17 protein-coding genes are annotated in these 18543 nt (G+C 42.5%); 10 read left to right on the top strand and 7 right to left on the bottom strand.

The window, feature by feature from the left end:
- Nucleotides 1–13: 13 nt before the first annotated feature.
- Nucleotides 14–547 (top strand): hypothetical protein, encoded by a 534-nt coding sequence (locus ACT3TU_RS07965; protein ID WP_192524000.1) that lies wholly within the window; start codon nucleotides 14–16, stop codon nucleotides 545–547.
- Nucleotides 548–716: 169 nt separating this feature from the next.
- Nucleotides 717–1244, top strand: a complete 528-nt coding sequence (locus tag ACT3TU_RS07960) for a cytochrome b (protein WP_192523993.1) — start codon at nucleotides 717–719, stop codon at nucleotides 1242–1244.
- 232 nt (nucleotides 1245–1476) lie between these two features.
- Here the strand turns inward: ACT3TU_RS07960 and minE are convergent, their stop codons facing one another.
- The 5 genes from minE to ACT3TU_RS07935 all read right to left on the bottom strand — a co-directional run bounded on the left by minE (nucleotide 1477) and on the right by ACT3TU_RS07935 (nucleotide 6386).
- The gene (gene minE / locus ACT3TU_RS07955; RefSeq protein WP_192523992.1) at nucleotides 1477–1767 is read right to left on the bottom strand and encodes a cell division topological specificity factor MinE; all 291 of its coding nucleotides are present in this window, start codon (nucleotides 1765–1767) and stop codon (nucleotides 1477–1479) included.
- Between the two features lie 2 nt (nucleotides 1768–1769).
- Nucleotides 1770–2582, bottom strand: a complete 813-nt coding sequence (gene minD, locus ACT3TU_RS07950; protein WP_192523991.1) for a septum site-determining protein MinD — start codon at nucleotides 2580–2582, stop codon at nucleotides 1770–1772.
- A gap of 348 nt (nucleotides 2583–2930) precedes the next feature.
- Nucleotides 2931–3770, bottom strand: a complete 840-nt coding sequence (minC, locus tag ACT3TU_RS07945; protein ID WP_192523990.1) for a septum site-determining protein MinC — start codon at nucleotides 3768–3770, stop codon at nucleotides 2931–2933.
- Between the two features lie 189 nt (nucleotides 3771–3959).
- Nucleotides 3960–5060 (bottom strand): hypothetical protein, encoded by a 1101-nt coding sequence (locus ACT3TU_RS07940; protein ID WP_225735304.1) that lies wholly within the window; start codon nucleotides 5058–5060, stop codon nucleotides 3960–3962.
- Nucleotides 5061–5417: 357 nt separating this feature from the next.
- Nucleotides 5418–6386, bottom strand: coding sequence for an acyltransferase (locus ACT3TU_RS07935; RefSeq protein WP_192523988.1), 969 nt, complete (start codon nucleotides 6384–6386; stop codon nucleotides 5418–5420).
- A 582-nt stretch (nucleotides 6387–6968) separates the two neighbouring features.
- On the opposite strand from ACT3TU_RS07935, the gene ACT3TU_RS07930 reads away from it, so the two are divergent.
- The 7 genes from ACT3TU_RS07930 to ACT3TU_RS07900 all read left to right on the top strand — a co-directional run bounded on the left by ACT3TU_RS07930 (nucleotide 6969) and on the right by ACT3TU_RS07900 (nucleotide 16048).
- Nucleotides 6969–7622 (top strand): OmpA family protein, encoded by a 654-nt coding sequence (locus tag ACT3TU_RS07930; RefSeq protein WP_192523987.1) that lies wholly within the window; start codon nucleotides 6969–6971, stop codon nucleotides 7620–7622.
- A 312-nt stretch (nucleotides 7623–7934) separates the two neighbouring features.
- Nucleotides 7935–9395 (top strand): imelysin family protein, encoded by a 1461-nt coding sequence (locus tag ACT3TU_RS07925; protein WP_192523986.1) that lies wholly within the window; start codon nucleotides 7935–7937, stop codon nucleotides 9393–9395.
- A 469-nt stretch (nucleotides 9396–9864) separates the two neighbouring features.
- Complete coding sequence (locus ACT3TU_RS07920) at nucleotides 9865–11529, top strand: di-heme oxidoreductase family protein (RefSeq protein WP_192524033.1); 1665 nt, start codon at nucleotides 9865–9867, stop codon at nucleotides 11527–11529.
- Nucleotides 11530–11660: 131 nt separating this feature from the next.
- Complete coding sequence (locus ACT3TU_RS07915) at nucleotides 11661–12818, top strand: imelysin family protein (protein WP_192524034.1); 1158 nt, start codon at nucleotides 11661–11663, stop codon at nucleotides 12816–12818.
- A gap of 3 nt (nucleotides 12819–12821) precedes the next feature.
- Nucleotides 12822–14423, top strand: a complete 1602-nt coding sequence (locus tag ACT3TU_RS07910; RefSeq protein ID WP_192524035.1) for a DUF1513 domain-containing protein — start codon at nucleotides 12822–12824, stop codon at nucleotides 14421–14423.
- Between the two features lie 2 nt (nucleotides 14424–14425).
- Nucleotides 14426–15094 carry a M48 family metallopeptidase gene (locus tag ACT3TU_RS07905; RefSeq protein WP_192524036.1) on the top strand — a complete coding sequence of 223 codons (669 nt, stop codon included), beginning with the start codon at nucleotides 14426–14428 and terminating at the stop codon, nucleotides 15092–15094.
- A 348-nt stretch (nucleotides 15095–15442) separates the two neighbouring features.
- Nucleotides 15443–16048, top strand: coding sequence for a methyltransferase domain-containing protein (locus tag ACT3TU_RS07900; RefSeq protein WP_192524037.1), 606 nt, complete (start codon nucleotides 15443–15445; stop codon nucleotides 16046–16048).
- On the opposite strand, the gene ACT3TU_RS07895 is transcribed toward ACT3TU_RS07900, so the two are convergent.
- Together ACT3TU_RS07895 and ACT3TU_RS07890 are read right to left on the bottom strand one after the other, a co-directional pair.
- The gene (locus ACT3TU_RS07895) at nucleotides 16026–16685 is read right to left on the bottom strand and encodes an HD domain-containing protein (protein ID WP_225735353.1); all 660 of its coding nucleotides are present in this window, start codon (nucleotides 16683–16685) and stop codon (nucleotides 16026–16028) included. The two genes, ACT3TU_RS07900 and ACT3TU_RS07895, sit on opposite strands and share 23 nt — an antisense overlap.
- Before the next feature lie 58 nt (nucleotides 16686–16743).
- The gene (locus ACT3TU_RS07890) at nucleotides 16744–17652 is read right to left on the bottom strand and encodes a hydrogen peroxide-inducible genes activator (RefSeq protein WP_192524039.1); all 909 of its coding nucleotides are present in this window, start codon (nucleotides 17650–17652) and stop codon (nucleotides 16744–16746) included.
- A gap of 278 nt (nucleotides 17653–17930) precedes the next feature.
- Here ACT3TU_RS07890 and ahpC point away from each other — a divergent pair, with 278 nt between their 5' ends.
- Nucleotides 17931–18497, top strand: coding sequence for an alkyl hydroperoxide reductase subunit C (ahpC, locus tag ACT3TU_RS07885; RefSeq protein WP_192524040.1), 567 nt, complete (start codon nucleotides 17931–17933; stop codon nucleotides 18495–18497).
- Nucleotides 18498–18543 lie beyond the last annotated feature (46 nt).

Genomic DNA, 18543 nt, shown 5'->3' with positions numbered 1-18543 from the left:
ATGGTGAGCGATGATGAAACCAATTTTAAAACATTCGTTTGAGGCAGTAAGCTTACTGACCACTAACAATGGTATGCTCGATGTTACTATTGTTCCAGCATTTAATCAGCCTGATTGGATTATTCCAAGCAGCTTGGTTTTGAGCGTGGATGATTACCATGAGCGTACCTCTAGTTATGATTGGCAGCAGCAAGAAGTGGCTGTATTTCATTTACTTCCAGAGGAACAAGCACCAGACAAAATGATTGTTTTAGAAGGCAATACTTTAGAGCACCGCTTTGCTTTGCAAACGATGGGTGAGCTGCGTCATTTGCAAGCGCGTATTTCTGAGGTTAAAGATATTGAAGTTCCTGAACAACTTAATAATTATCAGACACTTAATGACCATGAGCAGCTTGAGAGTATAAACATCGACGAAACTGAAGGACGCTTTAGTGAAAATGATGTGCTATCCTACCTTTTTCAAACCGTTATGATCGATGAAAAACCTTACTTGGTGCCAGACTTGGACAAAATTGCGCATCAGTTGGTTGATTTAGACAGCTAGCTTTTTTCCTATGTTTGGGTTAGTCTTTACTACCAAGATGGTAATCCAGCAACTTCACCGGTCTTTGCGTCGCTGAACTTCAGCGCTGAGCCTGATTGTTGAGTCAGTTACTGTCTTGTTTATAACATCGATAAAGATAACCAGCGATATAAAGGTCATAAAGTAGCTCATGAATAATACTCATCCGAATTTGGTAAAGTGGTCAGTCACTAGCCGCTTGTTTCATTGGGTCAGCGCGATTTTATTGCTCATCACATGGATAATGATGTTGTTATATAATAATCTCGATAGCAAACTCTATATAGGATTGCATAAATCCTTTGGGATTAGTTTGTTATTTTGGATGGTAGCACGCGTCATAAACCGCCTCTTTACTAAAGCACCACCCGCAGCACCAATGCCGAAGTGGCAGCAGCTACTGTCTCAATTATCGCACTTCGCCCTCTATGCTATCTTGATTGCCATGCCTATTGTAGGTTTGCTGATGTCTGTTTATGGTGGTCGGCCTGTTGATGTCTTTGGCTTGTTTCAAATCCCTGTGTTTGTTACCCCTGATAGAGGCTTGGCGCGATTTTATAATGATTTACACACCGATATTATTTGGCCCATGATTATTGCTTTTACGTTGGTTCATATTGGCGCGGCTTTATATCATCAATACATCAAAAAAGACAATTTAATGGCGCGCATGAAATAGTTGATTTTAGAGAATATTGGTCTTGTAGGATATAAGATAAGCACAAAAAAGCCCTAAGTAATGATACTTAGGGCTTTTTTTATACGTAATACCATTCACAAAAATTAGAGTAGCAAGGAAAATGAGTGCAAGTGCTACGCATTGTAGACTAAACGAGTTTGACACGGCTAATCGTACTTTTTGGGTTTGGTATAATTAAAGAGTTTACGTATCTATTGTACAGTCAATAGACTTACTTTTTGTGCTCAGGTAAATTGATGTTCATTTCTAGTACATCTAAGCTGTCTTCAGAACGATGATTGATATTGACATCATCAATCTGAACGCCGTTGACATATTTATTGACCACTTCTAAGATTTCACGTTTCATTTTTTCGATACGATCAACCGTCAAGCGGTTGTTCAAACGATTTTCGCTAGCAACGATAACCTTAAGACGTTCAGTGGCTAAATTAGCACTACCTGCGCTGTTATTATCATCAGTACCAAATAGGCTACTCCAAAATCCTTTCTTCTTAGTCATCATTAACCCCCAAACCAGCGCTGTAATAAAGTCTTTTTCTTCACGTCAATATGACGTAACGGACGTTCTTCGCCTAAGAAACGGGCGACGATGTCATCATAACATTGACCAGCAACAGAATCAGTATAATGAATAACTGGCTCACCATGGTTAGATGCTTCTAACACTGAATGACTTTCAGGAACGACGCCAAGCAATGGCACTTTTAGAATATCATTAGAAATGGTATCAATATCCATCATCTCGTTAGCAGCGGCACGTTCGGCATTATAACGAGTCACAATCAAATGCTCACGTACCGCACCTTGGTTTTCAGCTACTTTTTTGGTCTGGCTTTGTAGGATACCAATAATACGATCTGAGTCACGTACTGAAGAAATCTCAGGATTGGTGACGATGATGGCTTCGTCAGCGTGATACATGGCGAGCTGTGCACCGCGCTCGATACCAGCAGGCGAGTCGCAGATGATATAGTCGAACTGTTGAGACAATTCAGCCATGACCTCTGATACGCCTTCGTTGGTCAGTGCGTCTTTATCGCGCGTCTGACTTGCAGGCAAGATATACAGATTTTCAAGCTGCTTGTCTTTGACCAGTGCTTGCGACAAGCGTGCGTTACCATTAATGACATCAACAAAGTCATAAACGATTCGATTCTCACAACCCATGATTAAGTCTAAATTACGTAGACCCACATCAAAATCGATAACGACTGTTTTATAGCCACGCAATGCTAAACCAGCAGCAAAAGAGGCACTTGTCGTGGTTTTACCCACACCGCCTTTACCTGAAGTGATTACAACTATCTTCGCCACAATGGCACACTCCTATGAATCAATGGGATATCTTTTATATAAATAGCGCACTCGTATATTATTCACATATTATATATGCACGACCTGCGAAGCTAGCCTAGCATAAATAAGTAAAAATTTATAGCAAGTCTATACTAAAGCAGAAAAACAGCTCATATACATAAGCCATAAGGTCTGGCAGTCTAAAACTTGTTAGCGGATATCACCGTATATGAATAATAAAGTAAACGCTCATGAAAGTGTAGATAGTGACAGAGGCAGCGAATCATTATAGAACAGTTTTGTTAAATAAACTTACCGCAATATGAAGCGAATAATATGTCCGATTTTTTGCCCAGTCAATAACTTTTAGGCCTCATCCATCACAGTAAATACCAAACCTTCACCTTCTATAAACCTGACTTGTACAGACTTATCAATCACATGCTCGGGTAGATTGTCTCGTAAGCAATAAGTGCCTGCCACTGAGACCAATGAAGGGTTAAATACTTGGCAAAAAATACGGGCGTCTTTGTCACCAGTGGCCCCTGCAACCAAGCGTCCTTGGGCACGACCATAAACGTGTAAGCTATTATCGGTAATCGCTTCGGCACCGCTATTGACACTGTTGGTCAAAATTAAATCACCACCAACGTGGTTGAGGCTCTGCCCTGAGCGCAGCATTTGGTCATAAATCAGGCTGGTAATATGCTCAGCACTTAGTAATGTCTCTGCGGTAACCTCAGATATGGTGGTCTTAGTTGCAGGCTCACTAGCTGACTGACTGGCTGCTACCTCATTATGGCTTGAGTCTAGGCTCTCATTTTCTGCTGCTTTCTGGACTTCAGTTACGGCCTTCTTACTGGGTAAAATGCGCTCGATACGCTTGCCATCTGCTGGAAATATCGCTAAGCGTAGCTCATGAGCTTGTGGGTCGAGTGCACCCGTTATGACTCCGATAGGTTGTAAACCCCATGACCATAGTAGCTCTACCAATGCAGATAAATCTTGCTCTATCTCGCTGTCAATCAGAATAGGAATGTTACTAGACTTGTTGCTGAGCGTTTCAGCAAGCTGGGCATCTATCGCGCTTAAATCATTGGTACTGAACTGCAAACGTGAAAAGGTCAGCATTTTGCCATAAAATGCCAGTGCTGGTAATGCTGGTGCGGCGCTCGAGCTCTGGTTATCATTAACTGAAACTGTCATATATAAATCCTCAAGAGATATTCTTGTCGCTGTATTCACGGTGCAATTTTTATTGTCGAGCCATACTCTGTGTTTTATAAAACTCTGTATTTTACGAGTTATTATTTCATTAACTGGTATTTTACTGTCTATTTTTTAAATCTTAAACCACATCAACTTATTAACTGGGTATGTTTGTAGGAATATGGGCTATAGGTTAAGCATGTCTTGATGCTTCCACTGTTGCACTTTTACTTGTGCTTCAAACTCGGTCAAGCTGTCATCAATGATACTCGAAATCAAGGTATCCAGCGCCGTGTTGTCAGTATTTATTTGCGCGACGCCACTGGCAATCGCCACCATTAATGAGTCCAAAAGCTCAGGGTCAAGCAGGCGCTTATTTAGCGCATAAACGACATTTTCACCGATGTTATGCCCGACATGTTGTAGTTGCGATTCAATCAAGCTACCAGCGATGGGTATCATGCGTAGATAGCGGCGTAACTCGGGCGTATTGGCCAAACCTTCTTCGATGGCATTGCCCATCTCGCTGGCTAATATGTTACCGCCACCTGTTGCCGTAGTCAGCTCCTGCAGTTTTGGTGCAAGCTCTGCCCGCAGCACGGACAGTAATGCAGCCTCAATCTCTTTACGGTTACGAGCAATCGTGGACTCAATAAATGATTTATGCGTTTCAGGATTGGTCAGTTGCTGGCGAAAATTATGAATAGTCGTCAATATGACCCGATCAGATAGCTCTTCTAACAGTAAGTCGATATAGAACTGAATTCTATTAATCCATGGCTGCGGCAGCACCTGATAGCCAAGCTGATACAAGCGACGTCCGATGTTCACTGCACGGAACAACCGCAAGGCACGCAGCTGCGGAAAACAGCCTAATACCTCATACCAATGCACAAATGGAAAAAAGAACCAGCGATAATAGATTTTTTGTTTAATCGCAATCGCCCAACGTAACAGTAGCTCCAAAATTAAAAATATGGTAAAAAACCCACCAGCAGTACGTAGAGGGTCATGTAAGGTAGTTTGATACCAGCTGAGTGCGTCGCTAATGGACAGCCAGCCTGCGACATTGCTACTAAAATTACTCATCAAAATAGCATCAGTACTAATGACCAATAGATCAATGCTGATGGCGATAATCATCACGATATGGTAGGTGAGCTTCAAGCGATTTGGCTTTGGACGATTTGGTCGCTGCGGCTTATCATCATCTGATAGACGAGCCGACTGATTCGGTACTGGCGCAGAGTCCAGATGCGGGTTAGTAGAAGAGGCGGGCACAGTCATACCTTATAAGTGATGAATAACACAAAGAGCAAATGGTTTAGAGGATATAGGGCGTGTCCTCAATCTGAACGAAAGCGACTAAATGGGCTAAAAATGGTTAAATCTTGCCAAACTGCGTTAAATAGTGGGTCAATATCCTGATATTACCTGCGCTATTTTCCTTGTTTGACTACTATTTCCCTCATTTTTATCACCATTTTCAAAATGAGGACACGGCCTAGTCACATTATCAATGAATAGGCCTAAAAAACAACCTATCTTTTATTAAAATTTAGGCATCACTAGGTACCCTTTCAAAAATGGGCATCATAATCAGGAATGTTTGTTTCTAATGGCTTTTTTCTAGTAGCGGTATTTCTAATCGCCAACCTCTTGAGCTTTAGGACTTTCTTCAAATCCAGCCAGCATCTCTGTAATACGCTGGTCTTTTTGGTGCCAAACATGCTCAACCCAATCAAACATCTGCGCCTTTACTTCTTCGTCGTTTTCATAGCCACCATTTTGAATACCCAAAAACAAATCATCAGGGATATCAATATATCTGACATCAACGCCCAAGCGCTTGATATTTCCTTTCCACAAGTCACCATAGGTCGGCACACCGTCAGGATATACGATGGTCATATCTAATATGCCATCAACGTCTGCCCCTAACGCGTTGATCGCTAACGATAGACCACCGGCTCGCGGCTTTAGTAAATGAGTGTAAGGTGACTGTTGCTTGGCTTTTTTGGCCTGAGTAAAACGCGTCCCTTCTAAATAGTTCAATAAGGTAAATGGCTTGTCTTTTAACAGCGCACAGGCACGCTTTGCCTCTTCGATATCCTTCCCTTTTAAAGCAGGGTTTTTTGCTACTGCTTCTTTAGAGTGCCGACGCATCATGGGGAAGTCTAAAAAATAAAAAGCCTGACCAACAATCGGAATATAAATCAGCTCAAACTTGGTAAAAAATCGCGTTAGTGGCAAGCGTTTTTCACTAATATACTGCACGATACTGGTATCGACCCACGTTTGATGGTTACAGACCAGTAAATATTTACCGTTGATATGAACGTCATCAGGCAAGCTAATACGCCAATCTTTACGTGGGAGCATGTTATCGATTAAAGCGTTGTTGCTACTGATCCAATGAGTGGCAATTTTGATCACTGTTTTGTCTGCAATGGGAGCGCCAGTAATGATCTTGCCAACGCCCATCAACCATAAAGGAATACTACCACCAAAGCTATTGGCAGCGATGACACCAGTTGCTGTCGCAAGCGAGACCGCCTTTCCAAGCTTTGGGGTGCGTTTATGCATTTTTTTGATAGTAGAAGTCAGTCGCATACTAAATCCTTTTCGATCAATCTTATTGGTATGTAAGTTATCCATTATTGGCGTCGTTGTCTGTAAACCCTTCTCAGAGGGGGTGGGTTTTAGGGGTTAAAAAGACAATGGGGTAAAACGTCACAATTAAATGAAACCATCATCAGTTATTATTTACCGATGCGACTAATATAGTTTAGTCGCTGTTAATTTTATTGCCTGATTTTAGCAGAAACAAACCATAGTGTACGAGTGTAAACGTGACTTGCAATAACACGTCTTAAAAAACCACCTATATATGATAGTAAACCATCTCGAGTGGTCATCACTTTTTATACATAGATGTGACAAAATATTACACATAGTTAGATTGTAATTGACATAATAATAACGAGTATAAATAAATGCCTAAGCGAAGTAAGAGATAATGAGTGATTGGCTAAACAAGTCGGTCATCAGGCATAATTGCTTGAATTTAGGTGTCTAACATTTAAATACCTAATATTTAAGTAGCTGGCATTTAAGTAGCTAAATAAGATTAACGGAAAATCTTTATAAAAAGTACAATTTGTCTATTCATTTTTAAATTTGAGAGGAAATATTATGCGTAATACATTAATGGTCGCAGCAGTAGCATCAGGTCTAGCACTTAGTGGTTGTGCTACAGATCCAAACACTGGACAACAACGCTTGAACAAAACTGCTGTCGGTACATTGGCAGGTGCTTTAGGTGGCGGGGCTATTTCAAAAGCAACAGGTGGCGATAAGACTGGTCGTGATGCGGCAATCGGTGCAGCACTAGGTGCTGGCGTTGGTTATTACATGGAGCGTCAAGCCAAGCAGCTTGAGCAGCAAATGGCGGGTACTGGCGTAACAGTTACCCCAAATCCTAACGGTAATATTGATCTAGTCATGCCAGGCAACATCACTTTCTCATTCGATGATGCTACTTTGAACTCATCTTTCAAGCCAACACTTAACAAGCTTGCATCAACGATGAGTGAATATAACCAAAATACAGTAACGATTGCTGGTCATACTGATAGCAGAGGTTCTGCATCATACAACCAAGGTCTATCTCGTGACCGTGCTTATGCAGTCGCAAACTATCTAACCGCACGCGGTGTCGCTTCTAACCGTATCAATGTTGTTGCATATGGCGAGTCACGCCCAATCGCTGATAACAACAGTGATTCTGGTCGTCAACAAAACCGCCGTGTTGAGCTGGTTATCAATGCACCACAATCAGTTAATTAATAGTTGGTTCATTTTTGACTGAGTCATTTTGATTGAATAATTAACGAATTTTATATTTAGAGAAGGTCAGCTATTAGCTGGCCTTTTTTTATGCTTTAAATATAGGGTATGTTAAAAATATTCAAAAATAATTGCCGTCAGTGCGGTAGCTGACTGTTTGACGACGGCCAAATAAAAGATAACATTAATTTAAAACTAAATATTGATAATGATTATCAATAACTCTATAATTCATAGAGTTTTTTTATGGCAGTGCCATTTGATGCCCCAATTAAAACCAATTTTTTTGTGCTATATTTTTTGAGGATATGTATGACAATCACCACAGTAACGAGCCGTAAAATCTTACCAACTACTTTAGCTGCTGCACTTGCAGGGTTGTTAATGGTGTCTGGTTGTACCAAACAAACCAATGAAGAAGCCAATACGACTGCTGATACGCAAACAGAGGTAGAAAATACAGAGTCAACGACCAATACCGAGCTATCAGCTGCGGATAAAGCTCATACTGATAGGTTGGCTATCAGCTATGCAAACATGGCACATGCTGCCTATAAAGATTCTTTAGAGACCGCTAAAACATTGCAAACTGCGGTAGAAAAATATGTTGCAACACCAACCCAGGAAAATCTTGAGGCGGCAAGAGCGGCTTATAAAGCTGCACGCCAGCCGTATTCACAAACTGAGATTTTCCGTTTTGATGAAGGTTTTGTGACCGCCAATGATAAGCGTCAGATTGGCAGTGTTGATGGTTGGGAAGGGCAGGTGAATGCTTGGCCACTAGATGAAGCATTGATTGATTACGTCAATGATAGTTATCAAGGTGAGTACAACAGTAAAGACAACATCATCAATAGCGATAGTATTACGGTTGGTAGTATCAAACAAGATACTAGTACCATTACCCCTGAGCTATTGGCAGAAATGAATGAAATTGGTGGTAGTGAAGCCAATGTAACGACTGGCTATCACGCCATTGAGTTTATGCTATGGGGTCAAGACGTTAATGGCGTTGCCGAAGGTGCAGGCAACCGTCCAGTGACAGATTATGTTACTGAAACGGGTCAATGTACCAGTGGCGATACGGCCAATGACGATGCCAGCATCTGCGAGCGTCGTGGTGAGTTTTTAAAAGCCGCTGCACAGTTATTGGTTGATGATTTAACAGCGATGGAAGCCGAGTGGCAGCCTGGAAGTGAAGATACCTTACGAAGCGACCTTATGGCGCGTAAATACGATAATGGTCTGCGTCAGATTATGTATCAAATGGGCAGTTTAGCACTGGGTGAGCTGGCTTCTGAGCGTATGCAGGTGGCTTTTGTCACTGGCTCTACCGAAGATGAGCACGAATGCTTTAGTGATTTGACACATCTAAGCTATGCCAATAATGCTCGCGGTATCCAAAATGTCTTTAACGGCAGTTATAAAACAGTCGCTGGCAAATCAGTTGGTGGTTATGGTGTTAAGCACTACCTCGTTGATACTGACAATAAAGACGCTGCTGATAAGCTCGCTGCTGATTTTAAAAAGGTAGAAAATGCCTTTAATACCATCGTTGAAAAAGGCGAAAAAGACGGTATCAAAGTTGATCAAATGATTGCGACGGTTGGCCAAGCGAGTAAAGAAGGCATCTCTGCTGAAGAACAAAATAAACGCCGTGGTTGGATTGAAGCAGGTATTAATAGCTTGCAAGAGCTGACTTCGGGTATCGAAAACGCCGCAAAAGCGGTTGGTATTGACAATTTAGACGCTGATGCTGGCTCGCAATTTTAATTGGCGATTTATGTTTTTCAAAATGTTGGCCAGCTCTATTTATAATACAGGCAATTCTAAATAAAATCGATACGTTGGTAGCCACGTGCTACTGTTATAAATTTTTCTTGCTTGCTGCTTTCAAGCGCGACAGAGGCTGCAAAAAAATGACGGCAATAGCACTGCATCGGTTTTAAAGTAAATCAGCTATACCTGACGAGTCGCTATAAGATAATGAGAGTTATTTTCATAAGAAAGTAATCTATGTATAATAAACACGTTGTCGATTTTGGTTGGCAGCGTGTTTTTTTATAGTGTATTAAAATAGCCGGATAAGTCAGTGGGTAGCTCTACAGATTGATTATTTATCGACTAAAAGTGAAAAACTGGATAGCACATAATTTTAATGGTTCTTCTTAGTATTAAGTTACTATTAAAACTAAAAGGCTATTAAAACTAAGGGGCTCTATGAATAAAACTAAGGTACTCTATGAACACCACGAATGTTTCAACAGTTCAAAAACCTGCCTCGTTTTACTCTGCCTTTATCCCTAAAACTGTGCCAGCCAAGCTTACTTTTGGCATTCTATGCGCTCTATCACTTAGCGCCTGCCAGCCGACTGACAGTGTTTCTGATGGCACTTCTAATAATGAAAAAACAGCCATAGATAATGGGCAAAATCAAGTATTGGCGCCTGAACGAGTTCAAACCATAGAAGCGCTCGCGGGTGTGTCTATGCAACAACTAGCAAGCTTTGATCCGCAAGAGATTAAGCAAGGTGGCGACACAGGCATCAGTATTAGCAGTGCTGAGAGTTACTCTAAACCTTCATCGAATATAACCGCATCACGTAAAGGCTCTTTTTTTATTGGCAATGCGTTTTTTCGTCAGCCGTGGGTGATTGCGCCTGCCAGTACGGACAGCCGAGATGGTCTTGGTGCATTGTTCAATGTCGCAGCGTGCCAGTCTTGCCACATAAAAGACGGTCGCGGTCATGCGCCGATGACTAGCGAAGATGATGCAGACAGTTTGCTCATTCGTCTCGCTATGCCAGCGACTACGAACGAGCAGCGTCAGCAACTACAAAACTCATTGATCGAAAAAGTCGTCCATCCTATGTATGGTGGTCAACTGCAAGATCGTGGTATTCAAGGGGTGCCTGCCGAAGCGAGAATTGCGGTACAGTGGGCAGATAAACCGGTCACCTTTGCCGATGGTCATGTCGAGACATTGCGTGCACCCACCTTTAACTTAACCAAGCCTGGTTATGGGAAATTTGATGATGAGCTGATGGTGTCGCCGCGTATCGCCTTGCCAATGATTGGGCTCGGATTACTGGAGCAAATACCTGATGCAGATATTAAAAAACAAGCGGCTAACAACAGTAAAAATGGCAATGATATTAAAGGCAAGTTTAATTGGGTCATGGATCCACAAACGGGCAAAGTTGCACTAGGACGCTTTGGCTGGAAAGCAGGTCAAACCAAATTAATCACCCAAAACCAAAGCGCCTTCAATGAAGACATGGGTTTAACCTCAAATATTCGTCCCAATGAATCCTGTATGCCGACGCAAACTGCATGTATGAATGCAACAACGGGCGCTGACGAGCAAGGCAATGATAAGCCACCCGTCGAAGTCAATGACGAGGTGGCACAGTTTGTGGAGTTCTATACTCGTAATTTGGCGGTACCGCATCGCCGTAATGCCGATGATGAACTGGTGCTTGCGGGCAAAAAACGTTTTTATGATATGGGTTGCCAGAGCTGTCATACGCCAAGATATCAGTTGCCAAAAACTGACGATGACCATATTGAGCAACATGGCCAAGTGATTTATCCTTATACAGATTTGCTGCTACATGATATGGGTGATGATCTTGCTGATCGTACTATCGCGGGCAAGCTACCATCAAAAGATTTACAAGTTGAGTTTTTAGCCAACTCTTATGAATGGCGTACACCAGCTTTATGGGGTATTGGTCTCGCCCAAACCGTAGACTCACAAGCGACATTTTTGCATGATGGTCGTGCTCGCACGCTGATGGAAGCGGTATTGTGGCATGGCGGCGAAGCCAAAGAGCAGCAGAAAAAAGTGCTCAAACTTGATAAGCAAGGGCGTGCTGAATTGAATGCATTTTTGCGATCATTATAAGAGTGATGTGATTGAACGTTTTTTTAATGTGGCAATCAATGGTTATTAACGACTATAAATAAAGCCATCTTCCAAATTAAATATTAGCTACAATAATTTAAATAATTATTTATCCAATTACCGGGAAATTTATGAAAATAAACCATGCTCTAGCAATGGCGATATCTGCTTTAAGCGCTGGATTGCTTATCAGCTGTGTGAAACCTGCTGATGAGAATAAAGCATCAGATGTAGACAGCCAAGTCGCACAAGATAGCGCTGAACCTAAAACTAGTGAAGGTTCAGCCAGTACTGATAATAATAGCGAGAAAAAAATTACCACTGTTGACATCAGCGCCGATACTGAAAAAACCTACCTAACTCATGTGGCAAATGAAATGGTCGTTCCTGCCTATGCTGACGCGGCTAAGCAAAGTGATCTATTGCATGATTTAGCACAAAAAAACTGCCAGCAAGCGCCGGTCAGCGGTGATGAGTTACAAGCGTTGCGTGACCAATGGTTAGTATTAGCGCAAGCATGGGCGAGTGCCGAGATGACTAACTTCGGTCCTGCGACTGAGAGCATGAGCAATCTATACATCAACTACTATCCTGACGAACGTGGTTTGGTACACAAAGGGGTTGCAGATTTGATTGCTGCCAATCCTAAACTGACCGCTGAGCAGCTCGCTAATGAGAGCGCCATTGTCCAAGGTGTACCAGGATTAGAAGAAGCGCTATTCGCCAATGATAGCCTAGATGCTGGACAGTGCGCTTATGTCATTAGCGCTAGTAGTGCTTTGAGTACACGCCTAAAAGATATCGAGGAGGACTGGCAGCAGAATGCCACTGATTTATTGGCGATTGATAAAACAGCGGAAAGCGACCAAGGTTTGAATCAATGGTTTAATTCATTGTTATCACTGATTGAGACCATGAAATCTACCGCTATTGATCAGCCGCTTGGCTTAACCGGCAAGGCGAAAGGTCATTTGCCAGCTGCGACCGCGGGCCAAAGCCGTGCAATTATCAATGCTAAGTTAGGGACCTTGAATAAAGCGATGACAGATCCAGTCTTAACCGCTATCTTGGGAAATAGTAATGACAATGACGTGGCTGATAAGCTATCGACGGCGCTTGCTGATACCACGACATTGTTAGCACAAATGCCAGAAGACTTAGCCACTGCTGATAAAGCCACCCAGCAAGAGCTGTATGATCATCTCACCACCATTACGCGTCTGATTAAACGTCAATTAATTCCGACACTTGGTATCCGTGTGGGCTTTAATAGCACCGATGGCGATTAAATAATGTCTACTATCAAAGCAGATACAGAAAATTCGATGGACAAGAAATCTGAGCGCTCAAATGAGCTAGCAACAAATTCATTAAGCCGTGAGCTGCTAACCACCTCTTTGCTAGCAGCTGTCGGTACGGCAACACTGGTTGGTATGCATCATGGCTATCGTCAGCGTCGTCAGCCTGATGCCAGCTTACAAGACTATGTGTCAGGAGTTCGCTCACAGTTGAATCTATCGCTGCTATCGAAACCCCGAACTGCAAAACTTAAGCTAACAAACTCAAAGCTAGCGCGCTGTCGCTATGCTTATCAGCAAGCGAAGGTTGCGTGGCAACAGGCGTATCAGCAGCCAATAAATACTGATGCTATTAGTCATCATCATAACGTTACTGATTTTAGCGCAATACATACTACCACCATGCTAGCGCGTCCTGTCTGTTGGGTCAGCGGTGTGGCGTCAATGCCAAAAGATATCGTATTAGCAAAAAATGATAGTGGCGATGTCAATCATAACGAGCATAACATCAATAACGAACATAGCTTCGGCGTGGTTGGTATTGATGCCGATCGGCAGATTGTGTGGCAAACCACTATGCCTGAACGTGTCCATGATATTGTTGTTCAGCCTGTCGTTAGTTCTCAAGATGAAACTAGCCATAATAATGAAAATCGGGACGTGGTAGTCATGGGGCGTCGGCCCAGTGAGAAGTTTTGGGTGCTCGATACGGCAACAGGGCAAGTTAAACTCGCTATTAAAGCGTCCGCTGACCGTCATTTTTATGGTCATGCTTGCTATAGCCTAGATGGCTCAACGCTATATGTGACCGAAAACGACACACAGACCCTAGATGGTAAAATCGGTATTTATGACGCTCATAGAGATTATCAAAAAGTAGCAGAATTTGACTCTCATGGTATTGGACCACACGAGCTTATCATGCATCCTGATGGTGACACCTTGGTAATTGCTAATGGTGGTATTAAGACTGAGCAAGCGTCTCGTGAAGAGTTAAACCTAGACAGCATGCGGCCATCGTTGGTGTACTTAAACCGTCATGATGGAACATTGCTTGAGCAAGTTACGCCTAAACATAATCAAATGAGCGTACGCCATTTAGCCATGCATAACGATGGCACGGTGATGGTTGGTATTCAATTCCAAGGTGAGCGACATATCAATGTGCCATTGGTATTGACGCATAAACGTGGTGATACCGATTTTAAACCTTTAACCATGCCAAATAATCAATGGCAACGCTTTCACCAATATATCGCTAGTGTGGCGGTTGATAGTCAACGTAATCTATTATGTGTGACCACGCCAATTGGTGGCTGTGCGGCGATTTATGATTTAAATACTCGTACATTAGTTGATGCTGTCAGCTTGCCAGATTGTGCGGGTGCGTCTATTTATGCCAACAAAACAGCCAACGATATCTCTAATAAAGCTCACGAAACAGGCTTTATCGTTAGCGATGGGCAAGGGCAATTAAGCAGACTGGATGTCAGTGATTTAGCCATACCAAGCTCAAACGTCGCTGCAAATGAAACTATCGCCAAAGACAGTAAACGTCATATGATGTCTTTTGACAACCATTTACAAGCGCTTTGAGCATGACTGTGCTAGCAGAATACAATAGCTCTTTGCTAGAGAGTGCCGTTCAGCGTTTGGCAGCATCAGGCATTGAGTTACAGGTGACCAAAAAGCGGGTTAAAAATATCAATTTTCGCTTAAAACCTTATACATTAATGGTATCTGTACCTCTGTCTATTAGCCCAGCGCAAATGGCGCAGTCTATTACCAGCCGAGTATCGTGGGCAATCGAAAACCACGACCAAGTGTTAGAGCAATATCAGCGCAAACAAAGCACTGCGTCGGAATCTTCAGCTGCCGATAGCCCGCTTTTATTATGGGGTATCACGCAGCCGTTCGCTTTAAGCCACGATGAAAAAATTGCGTATTATCACAAACATCTCACTACAGTATTCCCTGCATTATTTGAAAAATGGCAACCGATCGTTGGTGCTCAGGCCAATGAAGTCCGTCTTAAAAAAATGCACACACGCTGGGGCAGTTGCAATACACGCGCGTGCCGAATTTGGCTGTCGGTCTACTTACCTGCCTATCCTATTGAATGCACCGAATACGTCATTGTCCATGAGCTATGTCATTTGCATCATGCCAATCATAGCGCTGCGTTTTGGCAAACGGTAGCGACGGCGATGCCTGATTATCGGCAGTGGCATGACATGCTGGCAGGTAAGTCTGGTCAGCTCGATTAAACGCCTCACGTAAATAGTATCCATAATTTTAATAGACCTGATATGATAAGTCATAACGGTACGAATTGTACCGTTTAAATAATAGTATTATATAGTTAAAATACTTTAAAAACGCTACGATACTGTTGGTATAGTTTTTTTGTAGCCTCTGTCTGCGTAGGCACAGCAAGCTAGAAAAAACTGTACCTACAGTACGTGATGTATCGATTTTACTTTTCACTGACTATAGAGTCTGTTCAATATAGTTTGGATGCAAGGAAGGCGAGTGAAAGTACTACAAGTCGTAGGCTAAGCGAGTCTGACACCGTATCCATTTTATATAGAACTGAATATAGACAAGGACGGCATATGGAAAACGTTAATCAAGCAGATTTTTGGCAGCAGCGTTATGAGCAAGACAGTATTGGTTGGGATATGGGGCAGGTATCACCGCCACTCAAAGCTTATATTGACCAGTTACCTGAGTCTGCTAAAGATCAGGCTATATTAGTACCGGGTGCGGGTAATGCTTACGAGGTTGGCTATTTGCATGAGCAAGGCTTTACCAATGTCACCTTGGTTGACTTTGCACCTGCACCGATTAAGGCCTTCGCTGAGCGTTATCCTGATTTTCCAGCTGAGCATCTCATCTGCGCAGATTTCTTTAACTTATCGCCTGAGCAATACCAGTTTGATTGGGTGCTCGAGCAAACGTTTTTTTGTGCGATCAATCCTACGCGCCGTGATGAGTATGTCCGGCAAATGGCAGCCCTGCTCAAACCTAAAGGGAAGCTGGTTGGTTTACTGTTTGATAAAGACTTTGGGCGAAAAGAACCACCGTTTGGTGGTACGAAAGCTGAGTACCAACAGCATTTTGAGTCTCATTTTGATATAGAGATTATGGCGCCGAGCTATAACTCGCATCCTGCGCGACAGGGTAGTGAGTTATTAATCAAGATGCGCGTAAAAGCGTAATCTCACGCTTGATATTGATTCGAGCCTTTGTTTCTAAACGTTCGTAGTAATAGTCCGTTATATATAGTGTTGGGTGCGCTAACAAGCTGTTTAGGACTGACGCTCGACCAGCACGATATTTTATATCTGAGACATAGGCATACTCTTGGCGTACGGCTTGCGCGTATTTCTCATATTCAACCCAAGGCGCACCTAAAATGCTTAAGTCCATATCTAATAAATAAGCGGCATCGCTGCTTTTGTTAGAATCTGCCAATTCGTCGATTTGATGGCTAGCAGTCATCATGATCAGTTTGTAAATATGCTGGCGTTTCTCATCGTCTATATATTTACTTAACGCCTCTACTGCATATTTTGCGCTTTTTAACTCATTGTCTAAGCGGGTTGGGTCGTATATCACATCATGATAGTACAACGCTAAGGCAATAATATTTGGCTCATAAAGGTGCTGTTTTATCTTTTCAAACTGTGCAAATAACTGCTGGATATGCTGCAAGCTATGATAAGCGCGCTGTGGTTCGTTATAACGGCTCGCAATATCTTGCCACAGCATGCTTGATTCTGCTGGCGTCATATCACTATTTACAGCAGCCAAGTGTCGGGCAAAATCATTGCTAAGCGTAGAGTTTATTTGCAAAACATCGTCCATATTTAACCCAGTTTTCTATGGTTTGTTATCACTCACAATTCACTATTTATTTCTTATTAGCAGCTTCTTCAAAAGCCTTTTTAAAGACATCTCCTAACAAACTCACATCATCAACACGAGCATAATTTAAACGAGTGACAAAGGCGATATGACGATGCGGGCCTTCCTCTGCCAATGGTACTGCGACCGCATTTTGATTTTGTAGATGTAGTTGATCGAGCGCCATTTCTGGTACCAAGGTTGTACCCATATTAGCCAATGCCATTTGAATAAGCGTATTTAAGCTGGCATCCGAAAAGCTTGATTTCATCTGCGCACGGTCAAAATGGCAGACAGATAAAGTTTGATCGGTTAGGCAATGCCCTTCGCCGAGTAACATAAGATTAGCAGTCTCTAGCTCATCGGCATTAATGGTTTCAAGCTTGGCGTGTACATCGTCTTTTGGAAATACGGCAAAAAAGTCCTCGCTCCAAAACTCAAAGCTGTGCAAACCATCGACCGCATAAGGTAGCGCAATAATAGCCGTATCAATATGACCGTAGCGCACTTGTTCGAGCAAGCGCTCCGTTTGCTGCTCCACGATGGTCATACGAAACTCTGGGTAATGCTCTCGCAGCGCTGGTAGCACTTTTGGCAATAGATAAGGTGCAATCGTTGGAATAATACCCACTGTCATAGGGTAAGCAAGTGGCGATTGATGGCTTTGTGCACGCGTGGTCAAGTCGCTCACTTCAGAAAACACCCGCTGCGCCCGAGTGAGAATGTCCTCTCCAATAGGGGTGATGAGAACTTGTTTGTTATTGCGCTCAAAAATCTGGGTATCCAGTTGCTTTTCTAACTCTGCGATGCCCAAGCTGAGTGCAGACTGGGAGATATTACAGTCTTCAGCAGCACGTTTAAAATGGCGGTGCTTAGCAACGGCTAAGGCAAATTCAAGCTGTCGTAAGGTAATCATAAAACCTCTCTTTTAATGGGCTTTTAACACACTCTATTATACCTAGTTATCCTTTCTGGGATAGCCATTACCAATCATACACTGATGATTAAAATTAGATAGAATAGTTTAACAAGTTTAATAAAACAAAACATCACATTAAAAACTTTTAACTGGATTAACCATAGAATTCGCGTATAGTTTGTCAGGTAGCCCAGATAACAAAAGGGTTAATAGAAACAATCATACAAATAACCTTTAATCAATTTAACATCAATCAATCTAAAAAGGAGCCAATCATGGCGTCTATTATCAATCAAGAAATCCCAGAGTTTTCAGCAGAAGCGTTTGTAAATGGTGAGTTCAAAACCATCACATCAGAAGACGTAAAAGGCGGCTGGGCAATCTTCCTATTTTACCCAGCAGATTTCACTTTCGTTTGCCCAACCGAGCTTGAAGACATGGCCGCTCATTATGACGAGCTAAAAGGTCTGGGTGTAGAAGTCTATGCCGTATCAACTGACAAGCATTTCACTCATAAAGCATGGCATGACTCTTCAGAAGCAATCGGTAAAGTAAACTATCCAATGATTGGCGATCCTACTGGTAAAATCACTCGTGGCTTTAACGTCATGGTTGAAGATGCTGGTGTTGCTGAGCGCGGCACGTTCCTAGTAGATCCAGACGGCTTGATCCAAGTTGCTGAAATTCATGCTGGCGGTATCGGCCGTAGCGCAAAAGACATGTTGCGTAAAGTAAAAGCAGCACAATACGTTCGTGAAAACGACGGCGAAGTTTGCCCAGCAGCTTGGGAAGCCGGTCAAGAAACACTAAAACCAAGCCTTGACCTAGTTGGTAAAATCTAAGCAGCTGCCTAGACTAGTAAAAGCTATTAGGTTTGATTTTTAATAT

It is taken from the genome of Psychrobacter sp. AOP3-A1-26 (assembly GCF_052378235.1).
Lineage (GTDB): Bacteria > Pseudomonadota > Gammaproteobacteria > Pseudomonadales > Moraxellaceae > Psychrobacter.
This window is presented reverse-complemented; position numbering and strand designations above follow the sequence as displayed.

Bases quoted from the DNA above. Each gene is read 5' to 3' on its own strand.
- ACT3TU_RS07965 (WP_192524000.1), top strand. From the start codon at position 14: ATGAAACCAATTTTAAAACATTCGTTTGAGGCAGTAAGCTTACTGACC.
- ACT3TU_RS07960 (WP_192523993.1), top strand. From the start codon at position 717: ATGAATAATACTCATCCGAATTTGGTAAAGTGGTCAGTCACTAGCCGC.
- minE (WP_192523992.1), bottom strand. From the start codon at position 1,767: ATGACTAAGAAGAAAGGATTTTGGAGTAGCCTATTTGGTACTGATGAT.
- minC (WP_192523990.1), bottom strand. From the start codon at position 3,770: ATGACAGTTTCAGTTAATGATAACCAGAGCTCGAGCGCCGCACCAGCA.
- ACT3TU_RS07940 (WP_225735304.1), bottom strand. From the start codon at position 5,060: ATGACTGTGCCCGCCTCTTCTACTAACCCGCATCTGGACTCTGCGCCA.
- ACT3TU_RS07935 (WP_192523988.1), bottom strand. From the start codon at position 6,386: ATGCGACTGACTTCTACTATCAAAAAAATGCATAAACGCACCCCAAAG.
- ACT3TU_RS07930 (WP_192523987.1), top strand. From the start codon at position 6,969: ATGCGTAATACATTAATGGTCGCAGCAGTAGCATCAGGTCTAGCACTT.
- ACT3TU_RS07925 (WP_192523986.1), top strand. From the start codon at position 7,935: ATGACAATCACCACAGTAACGAGCCGTAAAATCTTACCAACTACTTTA.
- ACT3TU_RS07920 (WP_192524033.1), top strand. From the start codon at position 9,865: ATGAACACCACGAATGTTTCAACAGTTCAAAAACCTGCCTCGTTTTAC.
- ACT3TU_RS07915 (WP_192524034.1), top strand. From the start codon at position 11,661: ATGAAAATAAACCATGCTCTAGCAATGGCGATATCTGCTTTAAGCGCT.
- ACT3TU_RS07910 (WP_192524035.1), top strand. From the start codon at position 12,822: ATGTCTACTATCAAAGCAGATACAGAAAATTCGATGGACAAGAAATCT.
- ACT3TU_RS07905 (WP_192524036.1), top strand. From the start codon at position 14,426: ATGACTGTGCTAGCAGAATACAATAGCTCTTTGCTAGAGAGTGCCGTT.
- ACT3TU_RS07900 (WP_192524037.1), top strand. From the start codon at position 15,443: ATGGAAAACGTTAATCAAGCAGATTTTTGGCAGCAGCGTTATGAGCAA.
- ACT3TU_RS07890 (WP_192524039.1), bottom strand. From the start codon at position 17,652: ATGATTACCTTACGACAGCTTGAATTTGCCTTAGCCGTTGCTAAGCAC.
- ahpC (WP_192524040.1), top strand. From the start codon at position 17,931: ATGGCGTCTATTATCAATCAAGAAATCCCAGAGTTTTCAGCAGAAGCG.